This window comes from Thalassoglobus sp., from assembly GCF_048270125.1.
Taxonomy (GTDB): Bacteria; Planctomycetota; Planctomycetia; order Planctomycetales; family Planctomycetaceae; genus Thalassoglobus.
Window position 1 is genome coordinate 1 of sequence record NZ_JBLWTN010000013.1, and the last position, 23,191, is coordinate 23,191.

At 50.5% G+C, this 23,191-nt stretch carries 19 protein-coding genes and 1 CRISPR repeat array; of the genes, 15 read left to right on the plus strand and 4 right to left on the minus strand.

Features of this window, described 5'->3' with window-relative positions:
• Positions 1-23: 23 nt before the first annotated feature.
• Positions 24-717: direct repeats of the CRISPR family, unit length 36 nt; unit sequence AGTGTAACAAACCCCAGCCGGTGACCAATCCGCAAC.
• A 728-nt stretch (positions 718-1,445) separates the two neighbouring features.
• The gene (locus ACN0YR_RS14925) at positions 1,446-3,257 is read right to left on the minus strand and encodes a S1 RNA-binding domain-containing protein (RefSeq protein WP_417850041.1); all 1,812 of its coding nucleotides are present in this window, start codon (positions 3,255-3,257) and stop codon (positions 1,446-1,448) included.
• A gap of 659 nt (positions 3,258-3,916) precedes the next feature.
• Between ACN0YR_RS14925 and ACN0YR_RS14930 the strand changes: the two genes are divergently transcribed.
• Both ACN0YR_RS14930 and ACN0YR_RS14935 read left to right on the plus strand, forming a co-directional pair.
• A complete protein-coding gene (locus tag ACN0YR_RS14930; protein WP_417850042.1) occupies positions 3,917-4,888 on the plus strand; it encodes an SDR family oxidoreductase in 972 nt (323 codons plus the stop codon).
• Positions 4,889-4,961: 73 nt separating this feature from the next.
• Positions 4,962-7,355: a polysaccharide biosynthesis tyrosine autokinase gene (locus ACN0YR_RS14935; protein ID WP_417850043.1), complete on the plus strand. Its 2,394-nt coding sequence runs from the start codon at positions 4,962-4,964 to the stop codon at positions 7,353-7,355.
• Between the two features lie 204 nt (positions 7,356-7,559).
• Here the strand turns inward: ACN0YR_RS14935 and ACN0YR_RS14940 are convergent, their stop codons facing one another.
• Complete coding sequence (locus ACN0YR_RS14940) at positions 7,560-8,087, minus strand: MarR family winged helix-turn-helix transcriptional regulator (RefSeq protein ID WP_417850044.1); 528 nt, start codon at positions 8,085-8,087, stop codon at positions 7,560-7,562.
• A gap of 397 nt (positions 8,088-8,484) precedes the next feature.
• On the opposite strand from ACN0YR_RS14940, the gene ACN0YR_RS14945 reads away from it, so the two are divergent.
• From ACN0YR_RS14945 to ACN0YR_RS14975, 7 genes are all read left to right on the plus strand, one after another.
• Positions 8,485-10,569 (plus strand): thioredoxin domain-containing protein, encoded by a 2,085-nt coding sequence (locus ACN0YR_RS14945; protein WP_417850045.1) that lies wholly within the window; start codon positions 8,485-8,487, stop codon positions 10,567-10,569.
• Positions 10,570-10,737: 168 nt separating this feature from the next.
• Positions 10,738-11,109: an STAS domain-containing protein gene (locus tag ACN0YR_RS14950; protein ID WP_417850046.1), complete on the plus strand. Its 372-nt coding sequence runs from the start codon at positions 10,738-10,740 to the stop codon at positions 11,107-11,109.
• Positions 11,110-11,555: 446 nt separating this feature from the next.
• Positions 11,556-12,083 (plus strand): hypothetical protein, encoded by a 528-nt coding sequence (locus ACN0YR_RS14955; protein ID WP_417850047.1) that lies wholly within the window; start codon positions 11,556-11,558, stop codon positions 12,081-12,083.
• Positions 12,084-12,103: 20 nt separating this feature from the next.
• The gene (locus ACN0YR_RS14960; protein WP_417850048.1) at positions 12,104-13,981 is read left to right on the plus strand and encodes a DEAD/DEAH box helicase; all 1,878 of its coding nucleotides are present in this window, start codon (positions 12,104-12,106) and stop codon (positions 13,979-13,981) included.
• 327 nt (positions 13,982-14,308) lie between these two features.
• The gene (locus ACN0YR_RS14965) at positions 14,309-15,055 is read left to right on the plus strand and encodes an SDR family NAD(P)-dependent oxidoreductase (protein WP_417850049.1); all 747 of its coding nucleotides are present in this window, start codon (positions 14,309-14,311) and stop codon (positions 15,053-15,055) included.
• A 274-nt stretch (positions 15,056-15,329) separates the two neighbouring features.
• Positions 15,330-15,491, plus strand: coding sequence for a DUF6800 family protein (locus ACN0YR_RS14970; protein ID WP_197442069.1), 162 nt, complete (start codon positions 15,330-15,332; stop codon positions 15,489-15,491).
• Positions 15,492-15,683: 192 nt separating this feature from the next.
• Positions 15,684-16,469: an NIPSNAP family protein gene (locus ACN0YR_RS14975; protein ID WP_417850050.1), complete on the plus strand. Its 786-nt coding sequence runs from the start codon at positions 15,684-15,686 to the stop codon at positions 16,467-16,469.
• A 397-nt stretch (positions 16,470-16,866) separates the two neighbouring features.
• Here ACN0YR_RS14975 and ACN0YR_RS14980 read toward each other — a convergent pair whose 3' ends face one another.
• Positions 16,867-17,229, minus strand: coding sequence for a hypothetical protein (locus ACN0YR_RS14980; RefSeq protein ID WP_417850051.1), 363 nt, complete (start codon positions 17,227-17,229; stop codon positions 16,867-16,869).
• Positions 17,230-17,437: 208 nt separating this feature from the next.
• Positions 17,438-18,592 (minus strand): glycosyltransferase, encoded by a 1,155-nt coding sequence (locus ACN0YR_RS14985; RefSeq protein WP_417850052.1) that lies wholly within the window; start codon positions 18,590-18,592, stop codon positions 17,438-17,440.
• An 88-nt stretch (positions 18,593-18,680) separates the two neighbouring features.
• Between ACN0YR_RS14985 and ACN0YR_RS14990 the strand changes: the two genes are divergently transcribed.
• From ACN0YR_RS14990 to prfA, 6 genes are all read left to right on the plus strand, one after another.
• Positions 18,681-19,412, plus strand: coding sequence for an SDR family oxidoreductase (locus tag ACN0YR_RS14990; RefSeq protein WP_417850053.1), 732 nt, complete (start codon positions 18,681-18,683; stop codon positions 19,410-19,412).
• Between the two features lie 153 nt (positions 19,413-19,565).
• A complete protein-coding gene (gene folB / locus ACN0YR_RS14995; protein ID WP_417850054.1) occupies positions 19,566-19,937 on the plus strand; it encodes a dihydroneopterin aldolase in 372 nt (123 codons plus the stop codon).
• 110 nt (positions 19,938-20,047) lie between these two features.
• Positions 20,048-20,614 (plus strand): 2-amino-4-hydroxy-6-hydroxymethyldihydropteridine diphosphokinase, encoded by a 567-nt coding sequence (gene folK / locus ACN0YR_RS15000; RefSeq protein WP_417850055.1) that lies wholly within the window; start codon positions 20,048-20,050, stop codon positions 20,612-20,614.
• 117 nt (positions 20,615-20,731) lie between these two features.
• Positions 20,732-21,301, plus strand: coding sequence for a hypothetical protein (locus ACN0YR_RS15005; protein ID WP_417850056.1), 570 nt, complete (start codon positions 20,732-20,734; stop codon positions 21,299-21,301).
• A gap of 262 nt (positions 21,302-21,563) precedes the next feature.
• Positions 21,564-21,824: a type B 50S ribosomal protein L31 gene (locus ACN0YR_RS15010; RefSeq protein WP_417850057.1), complete on the plus strand. Its 261-nt coding sequence runs from the start codon at positions 21,564-21,566 to the stop codon at positions 21,822-21,824.
• A 237-nt stretch (positions 21,825-22,061) separates the two neighbouring features.
• Positions 22,062-23,132: a peptide chain release factor 1 gene (gene prfA, locus ACN0YR_RS15015; protein WP_417850058.1), complete on the plus strand. Its 1,071-nt coding sequence runs from the start codon at positions 22,062-22,064 to the stop codon at positions 23,130-23,132.
• The last annotated feature ends 59 nt before the right edge of the window (positions 23,133-23,191 follow it).

The following is a 23,191-nucleotide window of genomic DNA, read 5'->3' on the forward strand; positions in this document are numbered from 1 at the left end:
CGCTATGAGTCAACTTCTCGCCGAGTGTAACAAACCCCAGCCGGTGACCAATCCGCAACCGGGAAAAGGTTTTAGCTATGGCACTCGGTAGTGTAACAAACCCCAGCCGGTGACCAATCCGCAACACTCCATTCTTTGGCGGGATCGATGATGCAGTGTAACAAACCCCAGCCGGTGACCAATCCGCAACGAATCCGCAACATCCAACGGTGGATCAGCTGAGTGTAACAAACCCCAGCCGGTGACCAATCCGCAACCTCACGTCACGGATGAGCTGTCAAGTAAGGAGTGTAACAAACCCCAGCCGGTGACCAATCCGCAACCTCTCTGACCTTACTGTTGACGAGGTTTCCAGTGTAACAAACCCCAGCCGGTGACCAATCCGCAACTACGCACACGCAGTGCAAGAAGAACAAAGAGTGTAACAAACCCCAGCCGGTGACCAATCCGCAACCCTCAAGAGAGTCGCCTGCTGCAAAGTCGCAGTGTAACAAACCCCAGCCGGTGACCAATCCGCAACCACTTTGGACCAACACCCTCTCCGGCTCAAGTGTAACAAACCCCAGCCGGTGACCAATCCGCAACGCTAGGTGTAGAGACTGTTGGTAAAACTCGAGTGTAACAAACCCCAGCCGGTGACCAATCCGCAACATCGGCAAGCAATGGAAATTTGCGACCGAGAGTGTAACAAACCCCAGCCGGTGACCAATCCACTCTTCCGTTACAGAAACCGGAACGCAAAACCGAATGTACCTGCGATATGGAGAAGTACAAATCCAGAAGGAATTGGACTGTCCAGTTTTTTCATTTCTATTTCAGAAGACGCAGTGAGGACGGAATACAAAAAACAAAGAATCCCGGCCCTCGACTCCTAGTGGTCCCTAATTGTGTCCCTAAGATTTCAAATAGTCAAAAAACGGCAAGACGCAATCAATTATTCGAGTCCGGATGCGACCACTTTGCCGTTCATTGTGAACGGCATTTTTTATGCAATATTCTAGCGGTGCGGTGTCGTATTCCTGCGGTATTGTGGGGACACTGCTGGTTTCGGTTTCTGACTTGGGCCTGTTTCTCTGTTCTTTGGCTCCGCCCTGCTCTTTTCTTGAATTGCCTCTGCCCTTGGTCTGTCGTGATTTTGTGGTGCCGAGAGAGCATCTTCGAGAATTCTAGAGCAGTTTGCTCTACCGTGTGCCCGTGAAGAACGCATTTCTCTAGGAAAAATGCTGTTCGCCACGAGGCAGAACCTGCAAACCAATTCGAAAGATGCTCTAAACGCGTTCTGCCTCGCGGTGAGTGGTCTATGGGGTCACAGAACTCATCTTCATGGGCTCGACAAGCGTTGAACATGCACAAAAAAGAAAGCCCGGACATTGTGGCCGGGCTTTCTTGGGCTGGAATCGCATGGGAGCAGTTGGAGGCACCGAAGAGGTGACTCTCATGGCACCTTACTTCCCAAAGTCGCCGGGGTTTCCGAATAAGCCGCCACCGCCCTCGCTGCCGGTTCCGCCTTTCAGGGGACCTTTGCGTTTGCGCTCGTACTTTTCGACTTCTGGCTCTTCTGGCCTGTCGACAGGCTCTGGTTTGGCCTTGAGAGCTTTCATCGACAAACTGATTCGCTTTTTACCGGGATCGACTTCAAGAACCTGAACTTCGATCATGTCTCCGACTTTGAGCACTTCGGTAACACGCTTCACGCGGCGATGCTCAAGTTCACTGATATGAACAAGACCTTCAATGCCGGGTTCGAGTTCGACGAAAGCACCAAAGGTTTCAGTTTTGGTCACTCGACCGGTGACGTTTGAGCCTTTTTCGTATTTCGACTCCGCAACTTTCCACGGGTTTTGCGTAAGCTGACGCATCCCCAAGCTGATTTTGTCTTTCTCACGATCAATGCTAAGAACCTTGACTTCGATTTCCTGACCTTCGGAAATGACTTCCGATGGATGGCCGATTCGAATCCAGCTGATCTGTGAGATCGGGAGGAAGCCATCAGTGCCGCCCAGGTCGACAAACGCACCGTAGTCTTTGATGGTTTTGATTATTCCTGTGCGAACTTGATCTGGCTTCAGTTCTTCCATCAACAGTTTTTTCGCATCGGCTCGGCGTGCGTTCAAAACTTTGCGACGGCTGAGGACGAGATTCTTCTTCGCTGGCTTCAGCTCGGTGATTTCTGCAGTCACCTTTTTACCAACGTAGACTTCCATATCTTCGACGAAGCCGAGATCGATTTGGCTGGCTGGGATAAAACCTCTCAGACTGCCAACGGTCACTTCCAGTCCACCTTTGTTGGTTTTCTTGACCAGAGCTTCGACCATTTGCCCTTTTTGCAAGTAATCCCAATCGGAACTTTGGACTGCGGCTGCGACTCCACCGGGGAGTCGAGTCAGAATCAATCCTTCTTCGTCGCTGACTTGTTCGAAGAGAACTTCGAGAGTTTCCTCAGGCTTCGGTGCACCTTTGCTTCCGAATGATTTGAGGGGAACGACACCGCTGAGTCTCATGCCGAAATCGAGGAACACATTGTCCCCGCTCACCGACTGGACGATCCCGCTTAGCTTTTGCCCGGGTTCCAGGTCTTCCGGATCGAGCTTCTGCTGAGGGATCTCCTCACCTTCTGCTTGCGCATCTGCTCCACCCATTGCCTGTTCGATGGCTGCTTCAATTGAGGAATCAACACTCGATTTTACTGGAGCACCGGCTTCTGAGGTTGAAGTCGAATCTGCAGTGGTCGAGGATGTTGACTCCCCTCCACTGAGAGCTTTCGCAACTTCCGCTTCGATCTCATCGTCGTTAGCGCCGGGGAGTTCAATCGGTCCCTCTGGAACGGGCGGAACGAAACCGGCTTCTCCACCCAGCGATGGAACTGGGCGTGCATCGAGTGGAGTGGTTGTCGGATTGAGCTTGAGTTTGGAGCCCTCATCTTTTGGTGAGGCTGCTTCCGGTGCTGGCGTTCCCTCTGCCGGAGCACCGCTCGATTCCGCTTCTGCAACTGGTGCCTGCGGAGTCACTGCCGCGTTTTCTGAACCTGAGGCCTGCGAGTTCTCCTCGACAGGAGCAGTGACAGCGACCTCGGGTACTGCTGGCTTTGCTGCTTCCGTGACAGGAGTTTCCGCAGGAGTGGACTCAGTCGCAATGGGATCAGTGAGAACTGACTCAGTTGCTGGGGTCTCTTGAATAGGGGACGCCACTTGAGCCTCATCTTGAGGGGAATCTGATTTGGGGGAATCAGATTGAGGGGCACTCTTATCCGTGCTCATTCCGTAAACCTAAAACATTCGTGAGATGAGGAGATGGGAGACTACGCTTCGTCATCGAAGCGATCCAGGATTGATTCAACTCCTCGGCTCGAATCAACTGGACAAAAATGGTCTTGTCACATTTATTATGTTCGCTGTGATGGCTCACAGTGATGACTGTTGTGATTGTCAATCATTTAGTAGCGAATCTGCAAGTGATTCGGGCTGCTCTCTCGTGAAATTTACAGATCATTAATGTCTGTTCTGAAACGCTTTATACCGAGAATATGGGTTTTAGCAAACGTAGTGAGTTTGCGTGGCGTTGCTTCAACATCACAAGTCGTCAAGAGTTGTCCATTCCTTACAGTTTGTTGAGGGAATTATTCAATCCCTGGGCAACTTCTCCTCTTGTGCCAGAAATTAGTGTAAATTGACTGGTACGGTGAACTCAATCTCAGCAACCCTCACAAGCGGATTGAAATCGTTGTGATTCACTCGAACTGCAGTCATTTGGCTGAATTTCGTCGGCACAAATGCGTTTTTTCGTGACCGTGAATAACGTCTTTCGCCAGCGAAAAACCTGGTCATTCACGAGACCGAACAAGTCCCATTACATTGATTTTGGGCTGAGCAACACCATCAATCATAAAACGAAATAAAATCGGACGGGAGAGTTTTGAATGTCTTTGGAATTGTCGACGTGCCTGGTCACTGGTGGTGCAGGGTTTATCGGTTCGCATATTGCCACACAGTTGGTTGAACAGGGTTGTACTGTTCGGGTTTTAGACAACCTTTCAACCGGACATCTGAAGAACCTTGCTCACCTGGAAGGCAAGTTGACGTTCATCGAAGGTAATGTCAGCGATCCAGAAATCGTCCGAAAGGCCGTTGAAGGTGTGGATACCGTATTTCATCAGGCCGCTTTACCTTCTGTCCCGGTCAGCATCGAAAACCCAATGGCGACTCACGATGCGTGTGTCACCGGAGCGATCAATGTCTTGAACGAATCTCGCCTGGCGGGTGTTCGGCGTGTGGTGTATGCCGGTTCGAGCAGTGCTTATGGAGACAACCCGGAGATGCCGAAACGGGAAAGCATGACTCCGGAAGTTCTGTCACCTTACGCAGCTGCCAAACTCGCTGCGGAATACTATTGCGAAGCCTTTGCCCACTCATACGAAATGGAAGTGGTGCGGCTGCGTTACTTCAACGTCTTCGGTCCACGCCAAGATCCGAAAAGCCCCTACTCTGCTGTGATTCCTCTGTTTGCTGCTGCCCTGCTTGAAGGTCGTCGACCAAAGATTTTTGGAACAGGTGAACAATCACGTGACTTCGTGTATGTCGGCAATGTCGTCCATGCCAATATGCTGGCAGCGACGACACCGGGTGTCTCTGGCCGAGTCTTCAACGTTGCATCCGGGTTGTCGATCACAGTCTTGGATTTGCTGCATGCCATCTGTACTGGACTCAACAAACCGTTTGAGCCGGACTTCCAGCCAGTTCGACAAGGTGATGTGCTTCATTCATGGGCGGAGATTTCTGAGATTAAGAAGGAATTGGGCTACACCACGAAGTTCAGCTTCGAAGAGGGGCTGCAAGAAACATTGAAATTTTATTGTGCGGAACAGACTGCGCGAGAAGTTGCTCGCGCCTGATTTTCTTTCCAAAAAAACCGCAAAAGATTGAGTTCATCATAGATACGGAACGAAAGTTCCCGGGAGTTGTCGAGTGTCATCCGAGACAGAACAGAAAAGTGATTCCGAGGCAGAATTTGATTTTGCCCCTTTCGGGTTTATGAGCGGCAACTCCGCCAGTTCGAGAGCCAGTATCGATATTGGGCGTTTTCTACTTTCCATCTGGAAGCCGCTGATCCTCGGGGGTTGCCTGGGTGGAATGGCGGGCATCGGAATGTACCTGTTCATGGGGCCGATTTATTCTGCGAATACGCAAGTGCTCGTTTCAAAGAAAGCCTCGGTTCCAATCAACGATGGTGAAGCCAATCGTTTTGGAGATCGCGGTGATCATGTCGAGCTCATCAAAAGCGACTTAATCATCGAGCCTGCATTCAAGAAGCACGGTTTGAATAGTGTTCCCGCTCTGGCGACGGCTTACGACCCATACAAAAACATCCGCGAAGGAATGGCGGTTTCGAGAAGTGCCGGACAGGAGAACTCCTTCGATAACGTCTTTGATATTTCGTTCGATCACCCGGACAAGGCGATTGCGAAAACTGTTGTTCAGGCGATTGTTGAGTCTTATCGAGATTACCTTCACGAAACACGCGATGAGAACTCGCGACAGATGTACGACACACTGCTCAATCGCCAGAAAAAGTTATCTGACGAAATCGCCAAGCTGGAGAAAGATTATCGTGAGTTCCGAGTCTCGGCTCCGGTATTTCTAAAAGCATCGCCCATCGTCGGTGCCAACGGTGTTCCTGTTCCGCCGCAAAGCCGCTACGAAGCTGAGCTGACGTCGATTGAAGAGGAGCAAAACGAAGGGCAGATTAAACAGTCCGGGATTGAAGCAAAACTTTCGGAACTGAAACGCCGCCGAGAACGTGGTGACTCGCGCGAGTCCCTCGAGTTCTGGGTGACCTATTCACTTTCCACCGGCACGGGAGCCGGAAAGAATGCATCTTCTGGAGGTGGAGCAGGTGCACTCTCAGGGCCACCGGAAAAGGCAGCACTGGACCAACAGTTTTTAACCGCACGCTTGCTTGAACAAGGCTTGCTGCACTCTCTCGGTGCGGACCATACCGATGTACGCAACGTTCGTCGGCAAATCGACACGATTCTGAACTCATATGCTCAACAGGGACTGACGCCCCCGGCGTATCAACGTTCGAGCAATAACCCTGCCGATGCGAGAAACCACGAAGGCATGGATCTGATCTCAGTCTATGAAGAGACTCTCAGAAGCCAGTTGGAAGAATTGAAAAGCATCGCGAAGAACCTGACCATCATGCGTGAAGACGCAGAAAAGAAAGCGAAAGATGCGGAACTGTATCAGGTTGAAGACCAGCGTTTGAAAGACGATTTGAGCATCAAGAAAGCTCAACTCTCGCAAGTCTTCAATCAAATCGCCACGTACGACGTCTCCAAAGAACAGGAAGGCTATCGCATGAAACAGATCGCTCAGGTTCGAATTGAGCGATCGCTGAAACGTGTGATTAAGATCGTGGGGATGTTTGGATTCCTGGGAATTGGTCTCGTCTTTATTCTCTCATACTTCCGAGAATGGATGGACACGCGGATCAAGAACGTGGATGAACTTTGCAAACTTTCGGAGACGACATTACTTGGCACGATTCCGAATTTCGTCTCCACGCCCGATGCTGAACGACTCTCCAAAGAGACCGGACTGACAACTTCTCTCGTCTTCTTGCATCGTCCGGGATCGCGAGAAGCGGAAGCATTCCGAACGATTCGCACAACGCTGTTTCATGGGCTGCGAAATAACGAAAAAGTGCTGCAAATCACAAGTGCAGAACCGGGTGACGGAAAGAGTACCATTGCGGTCAACACTGCTCTCGCAATGGCTCAGGCGGGGAAACGTGTCCTGCTGATCGATTGCGACCTCAGACGTCCCACGTTGCATCACCTGCTGGGACTTCCACAGGAAATTGGCTTTACCGATATCCTGTTGAATGAAATTCAATGGCAGAATGCAATTCGAAAAACTCCCTCGGAAAGCTTGTCTCTCATTACTGCCGGGTTGTGTCCGGAGAATCCAGCAGAGATCCTTTCCCAAGTCAACCTGCCTGCTCTCTTGGATGAAATGCGAAGCGAATTTGACTTTATCATCCTCGATACGCCGCCAGTTCTGGCTGTCAGCGACCCAGCCATTCTCTCCGCTCATGTCGATGGGATTTCATTGGTTGCGCGACTGAAGAAAAACAAACGTGCTGCGATTGTTAGAACGATGGATACCTTGCGAGTCCACGGTGCGAATGTTCATGGTCTGATCGCTAATGGACTCGATATCGAATCGGCTTCGGAGTCCGGCTACGGTTACGAATCGTATGGAAGCTACTACAACGAGGATGAATCCAAAAAAGGATCAAAGAATCCACCACAACGGCCTCAACCAGCAGAGTCAACGGAAATCGTTAAGACTTAAAACCTATTCGTGCTCTCCAGTCTCTGTGAAGTATCTCTTTCGCCGAGAGTCTGATGACGCGCGGATCGCCGCTGCAAGAGAGCAAAATGCGACCATTCCATGAGGAGCAATTCACAAAGGTCAGCGGACCGGGAGAATGTGAGTGCAAGGAAAGAGGCGAGTAGAACGAGGCAGCGAGCAACCGCCGGAGATTCAGCAGAGAGATTAAGGCGCCGTATTGTCTTCTGAACTGGACTTCAAAACATTGTCAACGAATGGATCTGCAGACTTGCAGGGATCGAAGCTTGCGTGATTCGCATTCAAATCCGTGACGTTGTTGTAGATTCGCTCACACATACTTTTGAAGAGTGCAAGATCTTCCGCTGACAACCCTTGGACAGCTTGCTCTCTCATCGCATATTGAACCGAAGCAACACGCTTCCAGAGTTTTTCTGCTTTTGCTGTGGGGTGAATCGTGTTCTTTCGACGGTCATCTGGGCAATTCCGTCGTGTGAGGAGTCCAGCTTTCTCCATTCTGGTGAGCACGCCAGCCAATGTGTTTGCTTCAATTCCGAGCTGATCGGCAATGACCGACTGACATCCATTGCCGCTCGCGGAAAGCCAGGCCAGCACCTCCCACTGACGCATGGTGATTCCCTCTTTTGCCAGGTGCGAGTCCAGCTTCTTACGGAGGGCATGCGACGTGGCGCATACCCAGTACCCAACACTATTTTCCCAGTCGTATTTCAGCATCGACCTAGTCTCGCGAACGGGATGACAACAACCGTTCTGGTTAAGGATGTGTTGTGGAAATTGGAAATTCTCCCTGATGGGCCACACACTCGCTTCAATCGTCATAGTACGCCAAAAGCCTAACCTCTTGCAAGTTGATGTATTAAGTTGTGTCAGCGGGTCATGAGTGAGAACCCGGCACTTTCGAGGAAGCGATGAATCTTTTTGATTTCAGGGCATCATGTACGGCAAGTGCGAGTGAATTCATTTAGGATGGAAGGAAGTCTTGCCTCCACGGAGCAAGTTGTTGGACCTGACGCAATGTTTTGTTGCGGCATAAATCCTGGCTGCGTGAGAGAACTGGACACACTTTTCGAGAACCGTGTAGCAATATTGACCTCGCATCTCCCTGGCTGACATGACAGAAACAGAATCCCACGAACGGACACCTAATCGACTGATCGACGAGACCAGTCCGTACCTCCTCCAGCATGCCTACAACCCGGTGGACTGGCATCCCTGGGGGGAGGAAGCATTCGAAAAAGCTCGTGTTGAGGACAAACCGATCTTCCTTTCGGTGGGCTACAGCGCCTGTCACTGGTGTCATGTGATGGAACATGAAAGCTTTGAAAGCGACACGATCGCCCAGCTTCTCAATGAAAATTACATTTCAATCAAGGTCGACCGCGAAGAACGCCCTGACGTCGATCAGATTTACATGTCGGCAGTGCAATTGATCACGAAGCGGGGCGGCTGGCCCATGTCTGTTTTCATGACAGCTGACGGAAAGCCGTTTTACGGTGGAACCTACTGGCCTCCGACATCACGAATGGGGATGCCCGGATTTCAGGACATTTTACTGAAGCTGACAGACTACTGGCAGAACAAACGTGAAGAAGTCGTCACGAGCGCCGATCAGCTCGTCGAGGCGATTCAAGGAATGGCGGCCCCTGTTTTTGACTCAGCTCAGCTCAATGTCGAAACGCTGCAATCCGCGATGAAATCCATCATCGCAGTCGCTGACATGAAGCATGGGGGATTGGGAGGAGCTCCGAAATTCCCGCATCCCATGGACCTGCGAGCCTTGTTGCGTCTGGGAAAACGCTTTGACTCTCAGGAAGCGATCGATGTGGTTTCTCTCACCTTGAAAAAGATGCTCCACGGCGGGATTTATGACCAGATCGGTGGAGGGTTTCACCGGTATTCGACCGATGCACACTGGTTGGTCCCGCACTTTGAAAAAATGCTGTACGACAACGCCCTGCTCGTCCCCGCATATCTTGAAGCCTGGCAATTTACAGGCGAAAACGAATTCCACAGAGCGGTCGTAGAGACTCTCGACTATGTTCTTGAAGAGATGACTTCAGAGGAAGGGGCATTCTACAGCACACAGGATGCAGACTCCGAAGGTGTCGAAGGAAAGTTTTTCGTTTGGAAGCAAGCGGAACTTGTCGAAGCGCTTGGGGAAGAACGAGCACGTATCTTCAATGCCGTTTACGACGTCAGTCAGTCGGGGAACTGGGAGGGTCAGAACATCCTGAATCGCCCGAAGTCATTGGAGCAAGTCGCCACCGAACTGGAAGTCAGTCTCGAAGAAATCGAGGAGATCATCGCCTCTGCGAAGAAAGAGTTGTACTCACTTCGAAAGCAGCGAATCGCACCAGGCCGGGATGAGAAAATTCTGGTCTCCTGGAACGGCATGATGATTGCAGCGATGGCACAAGCGGCCTTTGCCCTGGATGATGCGAAATATCTCAACGCCGCACGAAATGCTGCGAACTTCGTACTTTCCAAGATTCATGATGCCGACGGCAATCTCGTCCACAGCTACAAAGATGGCCGGGCTCGCTTTCAGGCTTACCTCGATGATTACGCCTGTTTTATCGAAGGCCTGCTGGAGCTTTTCCAGGCCAGTGGTGAAGAGCAATGGCTTGAACAGGCCGTGAAATATTCTGAGAAGATGATCGAGACCTTCTGGGATGAAGAGCATGGCGGGTTTTATTACACCGCGAACGACCACGAGTCTCTGATTGCTCGGACCAAAGACTATCAGGACAACGCAGTCCCCTCCGGGAATGGAGTGGCAGCCACTGTCCTCGCCAAACTGGGGCGGCTTTGCAAGCGGTCCGAACTGGAAACGTTGGCAGTACGGACAATCGATTCCTTCAGCGGTCTCATTCAGGAACACCCCAGAGCATGCGGCCAAGGCCTGATTGCGGTCGATTTCCTACTCGGTCCAAGTCGAGAAATTGTGGTCATTCAAGGTGAAAACTCTCAGGCAAGCGAGGAAATGCTCACGCATCTTCGACGAACGTTTCTTCCGAATGGATTGATCGCCATTTCGCAGGAAACGAATCCTGGAGAACTGACTCGCTCCTTATTTGAAGGGAAAGACCCAGTGACAAGTCGGGTCTATTTGTGTGAGCGGGGGACGTGTCATGTTCCGGCTGAATCAGTTGAGCAACTCAAAACGCAACTCTGTGCACTTGAATCGGAGGAGTGATAAGATTTCGTGACGATATTTACCTGCGAATTCCGACACGGATGACAGAGAGATCAATTTATACGAAGATGACCGCTCATTTCCGGAACTTTGAGCGGTCAGAATTTTTGCTATCCTTCCTGGTCATTATTATCGTTGTAAATTGACCAGCTGAAAAAGTTGAGCAACATGCGACATCTTAAAATCTTTAATGTAGAGAAGCTGGGCGATATCCTGGTTGTGACTCCGATGGGTGAAGGGAGTGCGTTCCGGTATCAGGATTTGCACCTTGAATCGAACGTGATTCGGCAGCAAATGATGAAGCCGGAAAACAAGCACCTGGTCATGAATCTCGCCCAACTCACCTATTTCGGCTCAGAGTTCATCGGTTCGCTGGTTTCGATGATGCGCGAAACCCGCGCTCGTGGCGGGCAAGCCCGTTTCTGCAGCGCGAATGAACAAATGAAGCAAGTGCTGCAGAACATGAGCTTATTCAAGCTCTGGCCACACTTTGATTCGATTGAAGATGCTCTGGCGAATATCAAAGAGACTGGAAAATAGGGAGGCTGCGTAAAGCCTCCTGCCTCCCCTGCTTCTCTCAGCACCTTTAATGTCCGTTCGGCTCGATTTGTCAGTTGAGGCGATATCCACGGATACAGGGCAATAACGGAACGGCACTCGCCTATCCGGCGTGACGATCAACATACCAAAGCGGTCGCAGATCTTTTTTGGGAACCGTCAACAACTGTCTCGCGGGCAACAATTCAGCGTATCTTACTACTAACAAAAGAGATACAACACATCGCACCACATCTGAAGCCCTTGCAGCGATTTGGTAGCATGACTGAAGCTCAACGAATAAAGGTTCCGGGATTCTTGGATTCGAGGAGAGTCCTGACGGCTCAGCTGCTCTGACTCAAGTTCTTTCCCTATGTGGACGATTTGAGCAGAGACGAAAAAAGTGGGGAAAGGACTTCCCGATCTCAATCGACAGGAATGGAGTCTCGATGTCGCAGCCGGCGGATCAAAAGAAGTTTCACCTTGGCTTTCTGTGGGTGGTTCAAACCGATCTCGGGTATGTCGGTGGCTTGCTGGTCACCAACCAACTCGGGAGACCGCTTGAGTTCCAGTGTACAACACCGATACGTCCGAACAAAACTCAGGAAATTCTCTACGGGCCAACTCTCGAACCGTTCGTCTATTCCGAACTGATCGGAAAAACTCTTTTTGAACGTCTGAAAGTTCAGCCCGAACTGGTCATCATTTCGCAAGATGAACTGATTGACTTAAGAATGGCAATCCCCGTTCCGGTTGGGTGCCTCGTTTCGAAAAATGACCCGCAGCAAGACCTCCCGGACCAAACCAGGATTCAGCTCGGGATGCAGCAACTTCGGTTTCATCGAGACTATGCCGGAGATCAGGACCTGCTCGAACAAAAATGCGCGCGAATTTCCTCAGATGCTGATCTTGCTGAACCGCTCGAACGTGTGAAAGACGCTCTGTTGGAGACTGTCAAATCCAACGCTGTCGCCTGATTCGAAAGTGATTTTCCTTCATGTTCAATAATCACGATCATGTTCAAGAAGAGAGCCCTAAAGCTTCTCCTCAGTCCATGCCGTTCGAGTTTGCTTCCCCGGAAGTAAGTGAGACCGATTTCCAGATGGGGTCTCCTCATTTGCACATCACTGGAATGAATGGAGCGTTAAAGCGTCTTCCACCACTCGATTCGAATTCGGTTCCACTCCTTGATAAAGCTGGCTTCATCCCAGCCTGGAAACCGTTTTGGCCGAAATTGAACACTTTTGGGCTCACGTTCCCTGATGGGATCGAATTCTTACCAGTCGCAGGAGCGAAGAAGTCCGACGAGAACTTCAAAGAGCTCGCAGGTCCGAAGGTTGCGAATCCAGATAAGAGTGCGAAGAAGAGAAAATCGACCCGAATTCAACCGCCGAGTGACGCACTCTCCATCGAAGACCGGCTCTTTTACGTTCTTCAACCCCCATTGGAATCATGGCTAAAAGGGCAAGAGCTGATCATGCCCTTCGAACCGTTTCCCTATCAGTACGAGGGAATTGCGTGGTTATTTGCTCAGCAGTCAGCACTCCTGGCTGATGAAATGGGACTGGGCAAAACAATGCAAACCATCACGGCAATTCGCTTGCTGCTTCGAGCAGGTCAAATTCGCCGCGTGTTAATGGTTTGCCCAAAACCGCTGATCCCGAACTGGCAGCGCGAATTCAAACTTTGGGCGGAAGAGATTCCGATCACCACTTTAGAAGGTGATATCAATCGCCGCCAAATGATCTGGCAGATGCCCGGTTCAATGGTCTTGCTGGCAAACTATGAAGTCGTCGTGCGAGACTTCATGAACATGCGCGAAGAAGATCACCCCAAGTATGACATGGTCGTACTCGATGAAGCGCAGCGGATCAAAAACCGGGAATCCGTGACAGCGAAAATGATTCATTCGATTCCTCGCGACCGCAGCCTCTGCCTGACAGGGACTCCGATTGAAAATCGGGCTGAGGAAATGATTTCGCTCTTCCAGTTTATGAACGTCGTTCCGAAGCATGCTTCCCCGGATATTCGACAGCTCTCGCAGTTAAGCGAAGAATACATTCTGCGACGAACAAAGGATCTCGTGGCACAGGACCTTCCTCCACGAATCGACCGCGACGCCATGATCGATCTCGCTCCAGCGCAGGAATACACTTACAAAACTGCCGAAAAAGAAGGAGTGATCCAACTCGATGGGATGGGCGAGTCGATTACGATTCAACACGTCTTCGAGCTTGTGCTGCGTTTGAAACAGATCTGTAATTCTGATCCGATGACAGGCGATTCCTGCAAGCTCGATCGCTTAGTGGCAGATATGGAAGAAGTGGCCGCCTCGGGAGGCAAGGCGATTCTCTTCAGCCAATGGACAAAGACGCTCGACTGGCTGGCAGAACGGACGAAACAGTTCGGCTGTCTGACATACCACGGTGGAATCCCCACCAAAAAACGCGAGCCGATTCTCGACCAATTTAAGCACGACCCCAAATGCAATTTAATCTTGATGAGTTACGGCACAGGGGCTGTTGGGCTGAATTTGCAGTTTGCCGGATACGTCTTTTTGTATGACCGGTGGTGGAACCCCGCAGTTGAAGATCAAGCGATCAACCGGGCACATCGAATTGGAGCAACGGCGTCTCAGATTATCGTGAGCAAATTCATCTGCAAAAACACCATCGAAGAACGAATCGACAAGGTTTTGCAGGAGAAGCGCGAACTCTTTAAACGGGTTCTGGGCGATGGAGATAATGAAAACAGTTCACTAAGTTTGTCCGCCGGAGAGATCTTCGGTCTCTTCGATCTCAAAGCTCGCAGCGGGAACAATAAACCAAGATCGATCCGCCCAAAACCTCCGCAAAGTGATGCGAACGCTGCATAACGATCTGCAGTTGAGCGTTGAGCAATCGATCAACATTGCTCACGATTCTGAGTCTTGAGTCCCGATTCTGACTGTTCAGGGCCGCCGCTGGCTGTCACGATAACCTCCGAACGAACACCTTTCGAATTGGTGTTCAGATTCTGCCTCGTAGCGAACAGCAATTTCATCAGAGAAACGCGTTCTTCACGGGGACACAGTAGAACCAGTCCGAAAACTTCTGGAATAGTCGCTTTTCTCAACGTTTGAGAGAGCAATTTCAAATTTCAGGATCAGTTCTAAAGCAAACTGCTCCAGAACCGAATCGAGATCGTGAACCAAAGGTTAGTCATGGCAGAAAGATCAGTTGCACTTATCACCGGGTCTGCGACCGGTGTCGGGCGAGCTTGTGCAGAAAAATTTGCAGAATTGGGTTTTGATGTAGTAGTCAATTACACCAAGAGCGAGACCGAAGCGAAAGAAACCGTCAAACTTGTCGAAGCCGCTGGTTCGGAAGCACTCCTCATTCAGTGCGATGTCAGCGACGACGAAGCGGTTCGAAAGATGATTCAGCAGGTCGACGACCGGTTCGGGGCATTGGATGTTTTAGTCAACAATGCCGCCTGCACTTTCCCCGTTCCACATAAAAATCTTGATGAAATGACAGAGGAACGCTGGGATCGCATCCTCAACGTCAATCTCAAAGGGCCTTTCTTCGTGACGCGTGCGGCTGCCCCACTCCTGAAGAAGAGTGGCAATGGCGCAGTCGTCAACACGAGTTCTGTCGCGGGAATCGGTGGGGTCGGCTCTTCAATTGCCTACTGTGCCAGCAAAGGGGCTCTCAATACGATGACGAAGTCTCTCGCACGAGTGCTTGCTCCCGAGATTCGTGTGAATGCTGTTTGTCCCGGACCAATTGACACACGCTGGTTACGTACGTGGATGACGGAAGAACAGATCGATGAATTCACCGCTGACTATCCGATTCCCCGATGCTCCACCCCCGAAGATGTTGCCGATACGATTCTCTATTTGGCTGTCGGAACAACCATGACCACTGGTCAGTGCATCGTTTTGGACGGCGGACGAACAATGTAGACGAGATTCGCGAGTCACGAACCCGTGCGGGGTCGCCGGTTCACCATCCGGTCTTCACCATCCGGTCTTCTCCTGAAAGACCATCAGACTGAGGCGGATTTGATCAAAGGTCACTCTCGGGAACATCCATTCGAGACAATCCCTTGATTTCGTTTGAATTGAGTTCCTCAAGGTCCGTTGACCATGAAGCCGCTGCGAGATACTCTAACAACCCTCGCGATTTGGGGTGTCCAATCGCATTACCAACCATCGATTAAAAGCAGTTTACAGGCACATGGGGCGTATTGAACGATCACGTGAGTTGGCTCGTCGCCGAACTCGACGTAAAAAACTAAAAAAACTCCGCGAAATGCATGCTGAAGCCAAATCAGACGCGGAAAAGAAAGAGATTGCTGAAAAAGCATACCGAGTCAGCCCGTTTGCGGTTCTCGAGTAATGTCTTTTCAAGCTTGCAATGGCAATCACAACTGTAAGTCAGCTTGAGTAAGCCAGCACACTTGCCGGGCTGCTCACTGCATGTTGGTCTGACTGTCATTCCAAGTTGAAAGCCTCAGTGGTCCTTTCGACCCGGTTGCTTTCATTTCCAGCTATGTTTCTCATCAATTTTCGTCGCTGAACGGAGCTTCAGATGTTGCGAATTCTTTATGCTGCGCTCGCATCACTCTCTGTAATCACATCAAGCATGTACAGTTTTGCTGACGATGGTGTGTATGAGCTCCGGGTTTACACTTGCGAACCGGGAAAGATTGATGCTCTTCATAGCCGCTTCAAAGATCACACCATGAGGATCTTTGAAAAGCACGGAATGAAGAATATTGCGTACTGGATTCCCAGCGACACAGAAGCCAACGCTACCGAGAGCAGTGATTCTGAAGACAACAAGGATCGACTGATCTACATCATCCGTCACGAGAGTCGAGATGCCGCCGCAGCTTCCTGGAAGGCGTTCATCGCAGACCCGGAATGGAAAGCAGTCGCCAAGGCGAGTCGTGAAGCGCACGGTAAGATTCTTTCAAAATCACCAGAATCAACTTACATGACGCTGACGGACTACTCCCCCAAAATCGGGAAGGCAGACCCGAATAAGACGTACGAGTTGAGAACTTACGTCACTGAACCGGGGCGACTTGATGCCTTGAATGCTCGTTTCCGTGACCACACAATGAAAATCTTCTCGCGACACGGGTTGAAGTCCTTTGGCTACTGGACTCCGCAAGATGATCCAGCTTCCAAGAACACGCTTATTTATGTCCTGGAGTACGAAAACCGAGACGCTGCAAAAGCTGGCTGGAAGAAATTCGGTGCTGATCCAGAATGGAAGAAAGCACGCGCAGCTCCTGAAAAGGACGGAAAAATTCTGTCGCAACGTCCGGCAAGCCTCTACATGGTCCCAACCGGCTACACTCCAGAATAATCCCACTTTGGCCGAACTTGCTCCAATCCTGGAGCAAATTCAGGGTAGATCCGCACCCACCTCGCCGCATCTTGGGTAGCCGACCAGCCCGGTGACTCACCGGAGCCTAAATTGGACACTGAAGACCAAGAATTAACCTCCACTAGAGCAGCCTGCTCTACCCTGCGCCCGTGAAGAACGCGTCTCTCTTGTAAAAATGCTGTTCGCCACGAGGCAGAACCTGCAGATTAACTCGAAAGATGCTCTAACGTAAACGGTCCGCAGAGTTCCTCCCTTCTATGAACTGGGAGGCTTCCTCGCGATCATGAATCATACAGGCTTCACTGCAATGATCACTGCCATGATCATTGCCGTACGCGAGTTGCTATTGCGAATTCAGGCCGCTGTGCCATCTCAGTCAAGCCGTATTTAAAAACCCAGTCGTCCCCAGGAGATTCCGTTCCCCTGCGTGGGACGAATGGGTTTGTGGCTGCGAAGGAAGGAGTTCCCAGCCACAAGCTTTGCGCAGCTCGTCATGAGCCACAAGCTCCGATTGCCCAGTAGCAAGCGGAATTCGCTGACGTTCATTAATGAACGTCGAAACTTCGATGATTGCATGCCAAATCGTTGATCGATGGCAACGCAAATTGAAAATTGAGAGTTCTGTAGGGAAATGGCGTGCGACGGGATAGAACTTGTCCCAGAGCAGACCTTGCCACGAGAAATTCGTTAATGGCTGAGGGCCTGTAGAAATCCAGGACTGTCGTCGATTCTTGCTCATTTTGACCGTCAGGTTGGTATTTCCTAACGAGTCCCCACACAACGGCTAAGGGTATTCAGATTGCCCGGTTCGTCAAGAACAGAACGGGGCAAAATCGATCTTCCCTCACCCCCGAATGACGCAGGTCTTGCTCCCCGTAGGGATTGGAATTTTCTTCTTTTTTCGAGCCCATTCGGCATGCATCTCGCTCAGCTCGAAATTGGCAGCATTACGCCTTCTCAATAAGCGACTGATACAACTGATCGTACTCACCTGCCGCACGATCCCACGTAAACTCTTTGACTACAATAGCTTTCGCGTTTGTTGCCATTTCCTGGGCGGCGGTATCATCTACCAGAAATTCTTGCATCGCAGTTCGTAAGTCCTTTATGGAGCCGGGTTTGACGATACGTCCCGATACTCCATTAGTGATGAGATCGGCGACCCCTTCGACGTCCGTTACGATCACTGGTAAGTGCATCAGCATGGCCTGCAACACCACGTTTGGCATTCCCTCCCACAGCGAGGAGAGTACGAACAGGTCAGACTCGCTCATGAGCTCAGGAATGTCGGGACGGAAGCCAGTGAGGGTCACGCGGCCATGTAATGAGTATCGATCAACGAATGCTTCAATACTGGCCCGTTCTGGTCCCTCCCCCACGACAACCAGATGGATATCAGCCAACTCTTGCGCGTTCTTCCGAAACGCCTCAAGTAATGTTTTGAACCCTTTCTGGCGATGCAGCCGCCCGACTGCCAGAATAATTCGAGTTTGAGGTTCCAGACCCAGTTCTTCACGCAGACCACCAAAACTTCCCAACTTGAACTCTGGATCAATTCCATTCGGGATCACAGTCAGCTGAGATGTTTCAATTCGGAGTTTCTTTAAAAGAAACTTCGCAACACCAGAACTGACGCAGACATGGTGCTGGACAAACCGTTTCGTCAGTCGATCAACCCAGAGATGCCATCTCCTCTCACGCTCTGCGACGCGATGGCCTGCAAGCCGAATCGGCACCCCTGCCCGGCTCCCTGCGATTCGACTGACAATGTTTCCGTGGAACAGGAACCCTTGCACAATCCTGGGTGAGAATTTCCGCAGCTCCGCTTCCAACCAGCGAAACACTTTGAGATCGCGGCGACTCTTTGCTCCGTAGCATTTTACGGGAATCCCCTGCTCTTCAAACCGGCTCACCAGTTCACCTCCAGAGGAGAGGCAATAGACTTGCGGGGTCCACTTGTTTCGATCCAACCGGGAGACAATGTGGAATAGCGCCCATTCTGCTCCGCCGGGGTCAAGCTCAGTAATACAAAAAGCGATCCGAACAGGACTTGTTTCCCGCGGATGAAATTCGTCTTTTTGTGAGAGTTCATCTTTCAGCATGGAACAGAATATGACGAAAGTTGGCTATCATGGTTAAGAGGGATGACTGTGAACAAGCTTACGGAACGGTTGAGACGGAGGAGTTGAAATGATTCTGACAGGAGCTTCAGCGATTGTCACCGGTGGGGCAGTACGAATTGGTCGAGAGATCGGGCGCCACCTCGCGCAAGTTGGGGTCAACGTGTGCGTTCACTATGGATCATCTCAAGACGAGGCAGACTCAGCGGTGGCAGAATTTGAGGCATTCGGAGTTCGAGCAACTTCCGTTTCTGCGAACTTTGCAGAACCTGTCACGGCAGCGCGACAGGTGGTCGAGCACGCAACGCGGGAACTCGGTCCCATCTCCATCTTGATCAACTCTGCAGCGATTTTTGAATCCGGGACACTCAGCGATACGGACGAACAATGCTGGGACCGTCACATGAATATCAATCTCAAAGCTCCGTTCTTTGTCACTCAGGCTTTCCAACAACAACTGAACGGACAAAGCGGTGCGGTAGTGAACATTGTTGACTGGCGTGGTGAAAAACCGGTTCCCGGGCAGGTGGCCTATACGATTTCGAAAGCGGGGCTGATTGCGCAAACGAAACTTTTAGCACAAGAACTTGGACCTCAGATCCGGGTCAACGGAATTGCTCCTGGAGCGATATTGCCCGCTCCGGGAGAATCGGAGATGGACTTTCAACAGAAAGCCAATCTGAATCCACTACAAACAACCGGCTCTCCTTCGCAAATTGCGGAGGCAGCCCTGTACTTGTTGCTCTCTGAATTTGTCACAGGCGAGATTTTACACGTGACTGGTGGACAGCAACTCGGTTAATAGACGAACGTTTCATTGTGGTATTTCTGAGCGAGAGCACTAAGATTCATTTGGACGATTGTGTCCAGATTAGGCGGTCTCTGGATTCTGAATGAAGATGAATCAATCCAGAGGAAGTCGTGCGTCGCTCAAATGGCAATTTCGGAAAACTGAATGTCTGACTTTATTGAAATCAAAGACCTGCTCGTGCGGACGATCATTGGAATCAATCCCGATGAACGAAAAAACAGACAGGACGTTGTCATCAACCTGAAGTTCCAGGTTGATATCCGCCCTGCAGGAGCTTCTGACGACATCGAAGACGCGGTGAATTACCGCACGATTTGTAAATCTGTTATTGCGTTTGTGGAAGAATCAGATTTTCAACTCGTCGAGAAACTGGCTGAGGAAGTGGCCCAGCTCTGCCTGCAAAACGAGCGGATCGAGCGAGTCTGGGTAAGCATCGAGAAACCGGGGGCGCTCAGATTTTCCCGTTCGGTCGGAGTGACAATTGAGAGATCTCAAACACCCAATACCGAGCAGTAAGAACGAAACATTGCTGATCGCCGAGGGTTTACCGTTACAGAGTCATTGATCCTTGGGCAAACAAAAGAGCCTGCACAGCACACACATTTCAGTCTCGCTGGAACGAAAACATGACTGAACCAGTTGCAACGTCCGTGATTATCGCCCTGGGTTCGAATATCGATCCCGAAAAAAATCTTCCCGCAGCTGTTCGTTCTCTTGCTCAACATCTGAAGCTCACAGTCTTGAAAGTCTCTTCGGTCTACGAGTCTGCCCCTCTCGGTTTTCTTGATCAAGCTCCATTCTGCAACGCCGCGATTCTCGCCGAAACAGCACTCGCTGCACGTCCATTAAAATTCGAAGTCCTGCGGTCTCTCGAAGAGGAACTGGGGCGAGTCCGTGATCCTGCGAACAAAAATGGACCTCGAACGATTGACCTCGACATCGGTTTGTACGGTGCACTGACTTTCGATTCGGAGGATCTCGTAATCCCAGACCCGGAAATTTCCGAGCGTGCTTTTCTGTCGATCCCATTTGCAGAGGTCGCGCCGGAACTCGTTCACCCACTTCTCGAAATCTCTCTTCAAAAGATTGCTCAGCAGGCGTCCGGGATTGAAACACTCAAATTACGTTTAGACATTTCGCTTCAAAGAACTCTTGAAGCCGTTTCCATTCCATCTACAACGCCCTACGATTGAAAACGGACGCACTCTTCCGCACAATACAGATTGTGGGTCAATTCAACTTCTGGGCTACTATCAACCAGAACCCTTCCGAGGTTAAGAATGTCATTTTCAAAACAACTGATACCGCTTATGAGTCTCGCTTTTATGGCGGGGCTCTCACTCGCCACCTATGCTGAAGATGCAGCAAAGGAAGCGAAGACAGTCGAAACCGTCGAAGTCAAAGCATCTGACCTGACGCTCGCCATCCCGAAAACCTGGAAACAACAGCAAGCTTCCAACAATTTGCGTTTGGCACAATTCGTTGTCCCCGCCGTGAAAGAAGGGGGAGAGCCTGCTGAGTTGGTCATTTCCGGACCTTTCGGTGGAAGTGCCGCTCAAAATATTCAACGCTGGATCGGACAGTTTCAGCAAGAAGGTCGGCAAATCAAGATGACTCAAGGTGAGTCGAAGCACGGAAAGTACATTCTCGTTGACTTGACCGGAACATATAACCGCTCAATCGGCCCTCCGTTCCAACGAAAAAGTGAAGCTGTCGAAAACTATCGCGTGATTAACGTCATGCTGGCCGCTCCTGAAGGGCGAACAGGAAGCTACTTCCTGAAGCTGACCGGAGAGAAAGCGACAGTCGAAGCGGCAGAAGAACAGATTCGAGCCGTCTTTGGTGCGAACATGAAGGACGAAAAACCTTACGAGCTGTAATTCTCGCACCGTAAAGTTTCAACATCGACTTAACCTGTTGATATTGAATGGGTTACAGAGATTTCATTTTCATTGAATAATGATTGCCGATCGTTTTGGAATCCGTTATCCTCCTCGCTTCGAGATTTTCATCGAAATGAGATTGTCCGTGCCGGTTTGAGAGTTGATTGTTCACTCACTTGGACGATCAATCTATTCGAGGCATGATATGACCTTGGTTAGAACTCAAGGTTCCAACTTACAAAGAATTGACGGTAAAACAATGAAAGACGGCATCCATCCTGACTACCACCCGGTTGTGTTTCACGACATCGGTGCAGACTACAAATTCCTGACACGCTCAACGATGACGTCAAAGGAAACTATCAAGTGGGAAGATGGCGAAGAGTACCCACTCGTAACAGTTGATATCAGTTCGGTATCACATCCGTTCTACACCGGAAAAATGAAGTACGTTGACTCCGCTGGTCGCGTCGAAAAGTTCCAAAAGAAATACGGCTGGGGCAAAAAAGAGGGCGAATAACGATATCGTCATTGATTATTTCACAGGACGCACTCCTCAGCTCGAGTGCGTCCTGTCGTTTTATCTTGCCTACGTCTTTGTCTTCGTTTGCTATCTTCTCTGAATCCACATTTGGATCCGCTGACTCATGTTCCTTCTCATATTCGAACGACCGTTCCGCTAGCTGAGTTCATCTTGAAGCCCGTCGAACTTCCTTCAAGCTCCCTCGCAACTCTGCACGAAATCAGGAACGAAAACATGTATCCGAGTCTGGAAACGAAACTGGAACGCTTTCTTGAGCTGGAGCAACAGCTCATGGACCCTGAGGTCCTGTCGAATCCATCTGTCATGGTGGAGATTCAAAGAGAATATGGTGGCCTCAAAAAAGTTGCGGATGCTGTTCTGCAGCACCGGAGCCTCGTCGAAAACATCGAAGCTGCCAAGGAAATGCTGGAAGCTGAGGATGATGAAGAGTCTCGAGAATATGCCCAGTCAGAACTCGACGATTTACAAGATCAACTGACAACACTCGAAGAAGAGCTTGAAGAAATCGTCGTCGCGGGAGATTCCATCACCCGTGGAGGATTGATTATGGAAATCCGCGCCGGAGCGGGCGGCGACGAAGCAGCTCTGTTCGCGGGCAATTTGTTCGACATGTATTCTCGCTATGCAGAGATCCAGGGTTGGAAAATCGAGCTCATGGATGTCTCTCGCTCAGATATCGGCGGGTACAAAGAAATCGTATTCTCCGTAACAGGAGAAGGTGCGTTCCATCAGTTACAATTCGAAAGTGGTGGACACCGAGTTCAGCGGGTTCCGGAAACAGAGACCCAGGGTCGAATCCATACAAGTGCTGCAACAGTGGCTGTGATGCCAGAAGTCTCCGCAGTGGAACTTGATATCCGCGACGAAGACCTTCAGATCGACACCATGCGAGCTGGTGGTCCTGGGGGACAGAAAGTGAATAAAACGGAAAGTGCTGTCCGTATTACACATATTCCAACCGGCGTTGTCGTAAAGTGTCAGGACGAGAAAAGCCAGCACAAGAACAAAGCGAGTGCGATGCGAGTTTTGCGCAGTCGTATTCTCGAAGAAAAAGAGCGCAAGGCGAACGAAGAACGAGCTGAAGAACGTCGAACGCTGATTGGAAGCGGAGACAGAAGCTCGCGAATCCGAACTTACAACTACCCCGATGGCCGAGTGACTGACCACCGCATCGGGTTGACGATCTACAAACTCGATCAAATTCTTCAGGGCAACCTGGATGAGATGGTGAATGCCATGCTCGAGTTTGACCGACAGGAAAAACTCAAACGTAAAGTACTTTGATTTCGAATAACATTACACCTCTGTGCAGGATGCCACTGACAGGTCATTGCAAGAGTTGC

Coding starts and splice junctions, on each gene's coding strand:
- ACN0YR_RS14925 (WP_417850041.1), bottom strand. CDS start 3,257: ATGAGCACGGATAAGAGTGCCCCTCAATCTGATTCCCCCAAATCAGAT.
- ACN0YR_RS14930 (WP_417850042.1), top strand. CDS start 3,917: ATGTCTTTGGAATTGTCGACGTGCCTGGTCACTGGTGGTGCAGGGTTT.
- ACN0YR_RS14940 (WP_417850044.1), bottom strand. CDS start 8,087: ATGCTGAAATACGACTGGGAAAATAGTGTTGGGTACTGGGTATGCGCC.
- ACN0YR_RS14945 (WP_417850045.1), top strand. CDS start 8,485: ATGACAGAAACAGAATCCCACGAACGGACACCTAATCGACTGATCGAC.
- ACN0YR_RS14950 (WP_417850046.1), top strand. CDS start 10,738: ATGCGACATCTTAAAATCTTTAATGTAGAGAAGCTGGGCGATATCCTG.
- ACN0YR_RS14955 (WP_417850047.1), top strand. CDS start 11,556: ATGTCGCAGCCGGCGGATCAAAAGAAGTTTCACCTTGGCTTTCTGTGG.
- ACN0YR_RS14960 (WP_417850048.1), top strand. CDS start 12,104: ATGTTCAATAATCACGATCATGTTCAAGAAGAGAGCCCTAAAGCTTCT.
- ACN0YR_RS14965 (WP_417850049.1), top strand. CDS start 14,309: ATGGCAGAAAGATCAGTTGCACTTATCACCGGGTCTGCGACCGGTGTC.
- ACN0YR_RS14970 (WP_197442069.1), top strand. CDS start 15,330: ATGGGGCGTATTGAACGATCACGTGAGTTGGCTCGTCGCCGAACTCGA.
- ACN0YR_RS14975 (WP_417850050.1), top strand. CDS start 15,684: ATGTTGCGAATTCTTTATGCTGCGCTCGCATCACTCTCTGTAATCACA.
- ACN0YR_RS14980 (WP_417850051.1), bottom strand. CDS start 17,229: ATGAGCAAGAATCGACGACAGTCCTGGATTTCTACAGGCCCTCAGCCA.
- ACN0YR_RS14985 (WP_417850052.1), bottom strand. CDS start 18,592: ATGCTGAAAGATGAACTCTCACAAAAAGACGAATTTCATCCGCGGGAA.
- ACN0YR_RS14990 (WP_417850053.1), top strand. CDS start 18,681: ATGATTCTGACAGGAGCTTCAGCGATTGTCACCGGTGGGGCAGTACGA.
- folB (WP_417850054.1), top strand. CDS start 19,566: ATGTCTGACTTTATTGAAATCAAAGACCTGCTCGTGCGGACGATCATT.
- folK (WP_417850055.1), top strand. CDS start 20,048: ATGACTGAACCAGTTGCAACGTCCGTGATTATCGCCCTGGGTTCGAAT.
- ACN0YR_RS15005 (WP_417850056.1), top strand. CDS start 20,732: ATGAGTCTCGCTTTTATGGCGGGGCTCTCACTCGCCACCTATGCTGAA.
- ACN0YR_RS15010 (WP_417850057.1), top strand. CDS start 21,564: ATGAAAGACGGCATCCATCCTGACTACCACCCGGTTGTGTTTCACGAC.
- prfA (WP_417850058.1), top strand. CDS start 22,062: ATGTATCCGAGTCTGGAAACGAAACTGGAACGCTTTCTTGAGCTGGAG.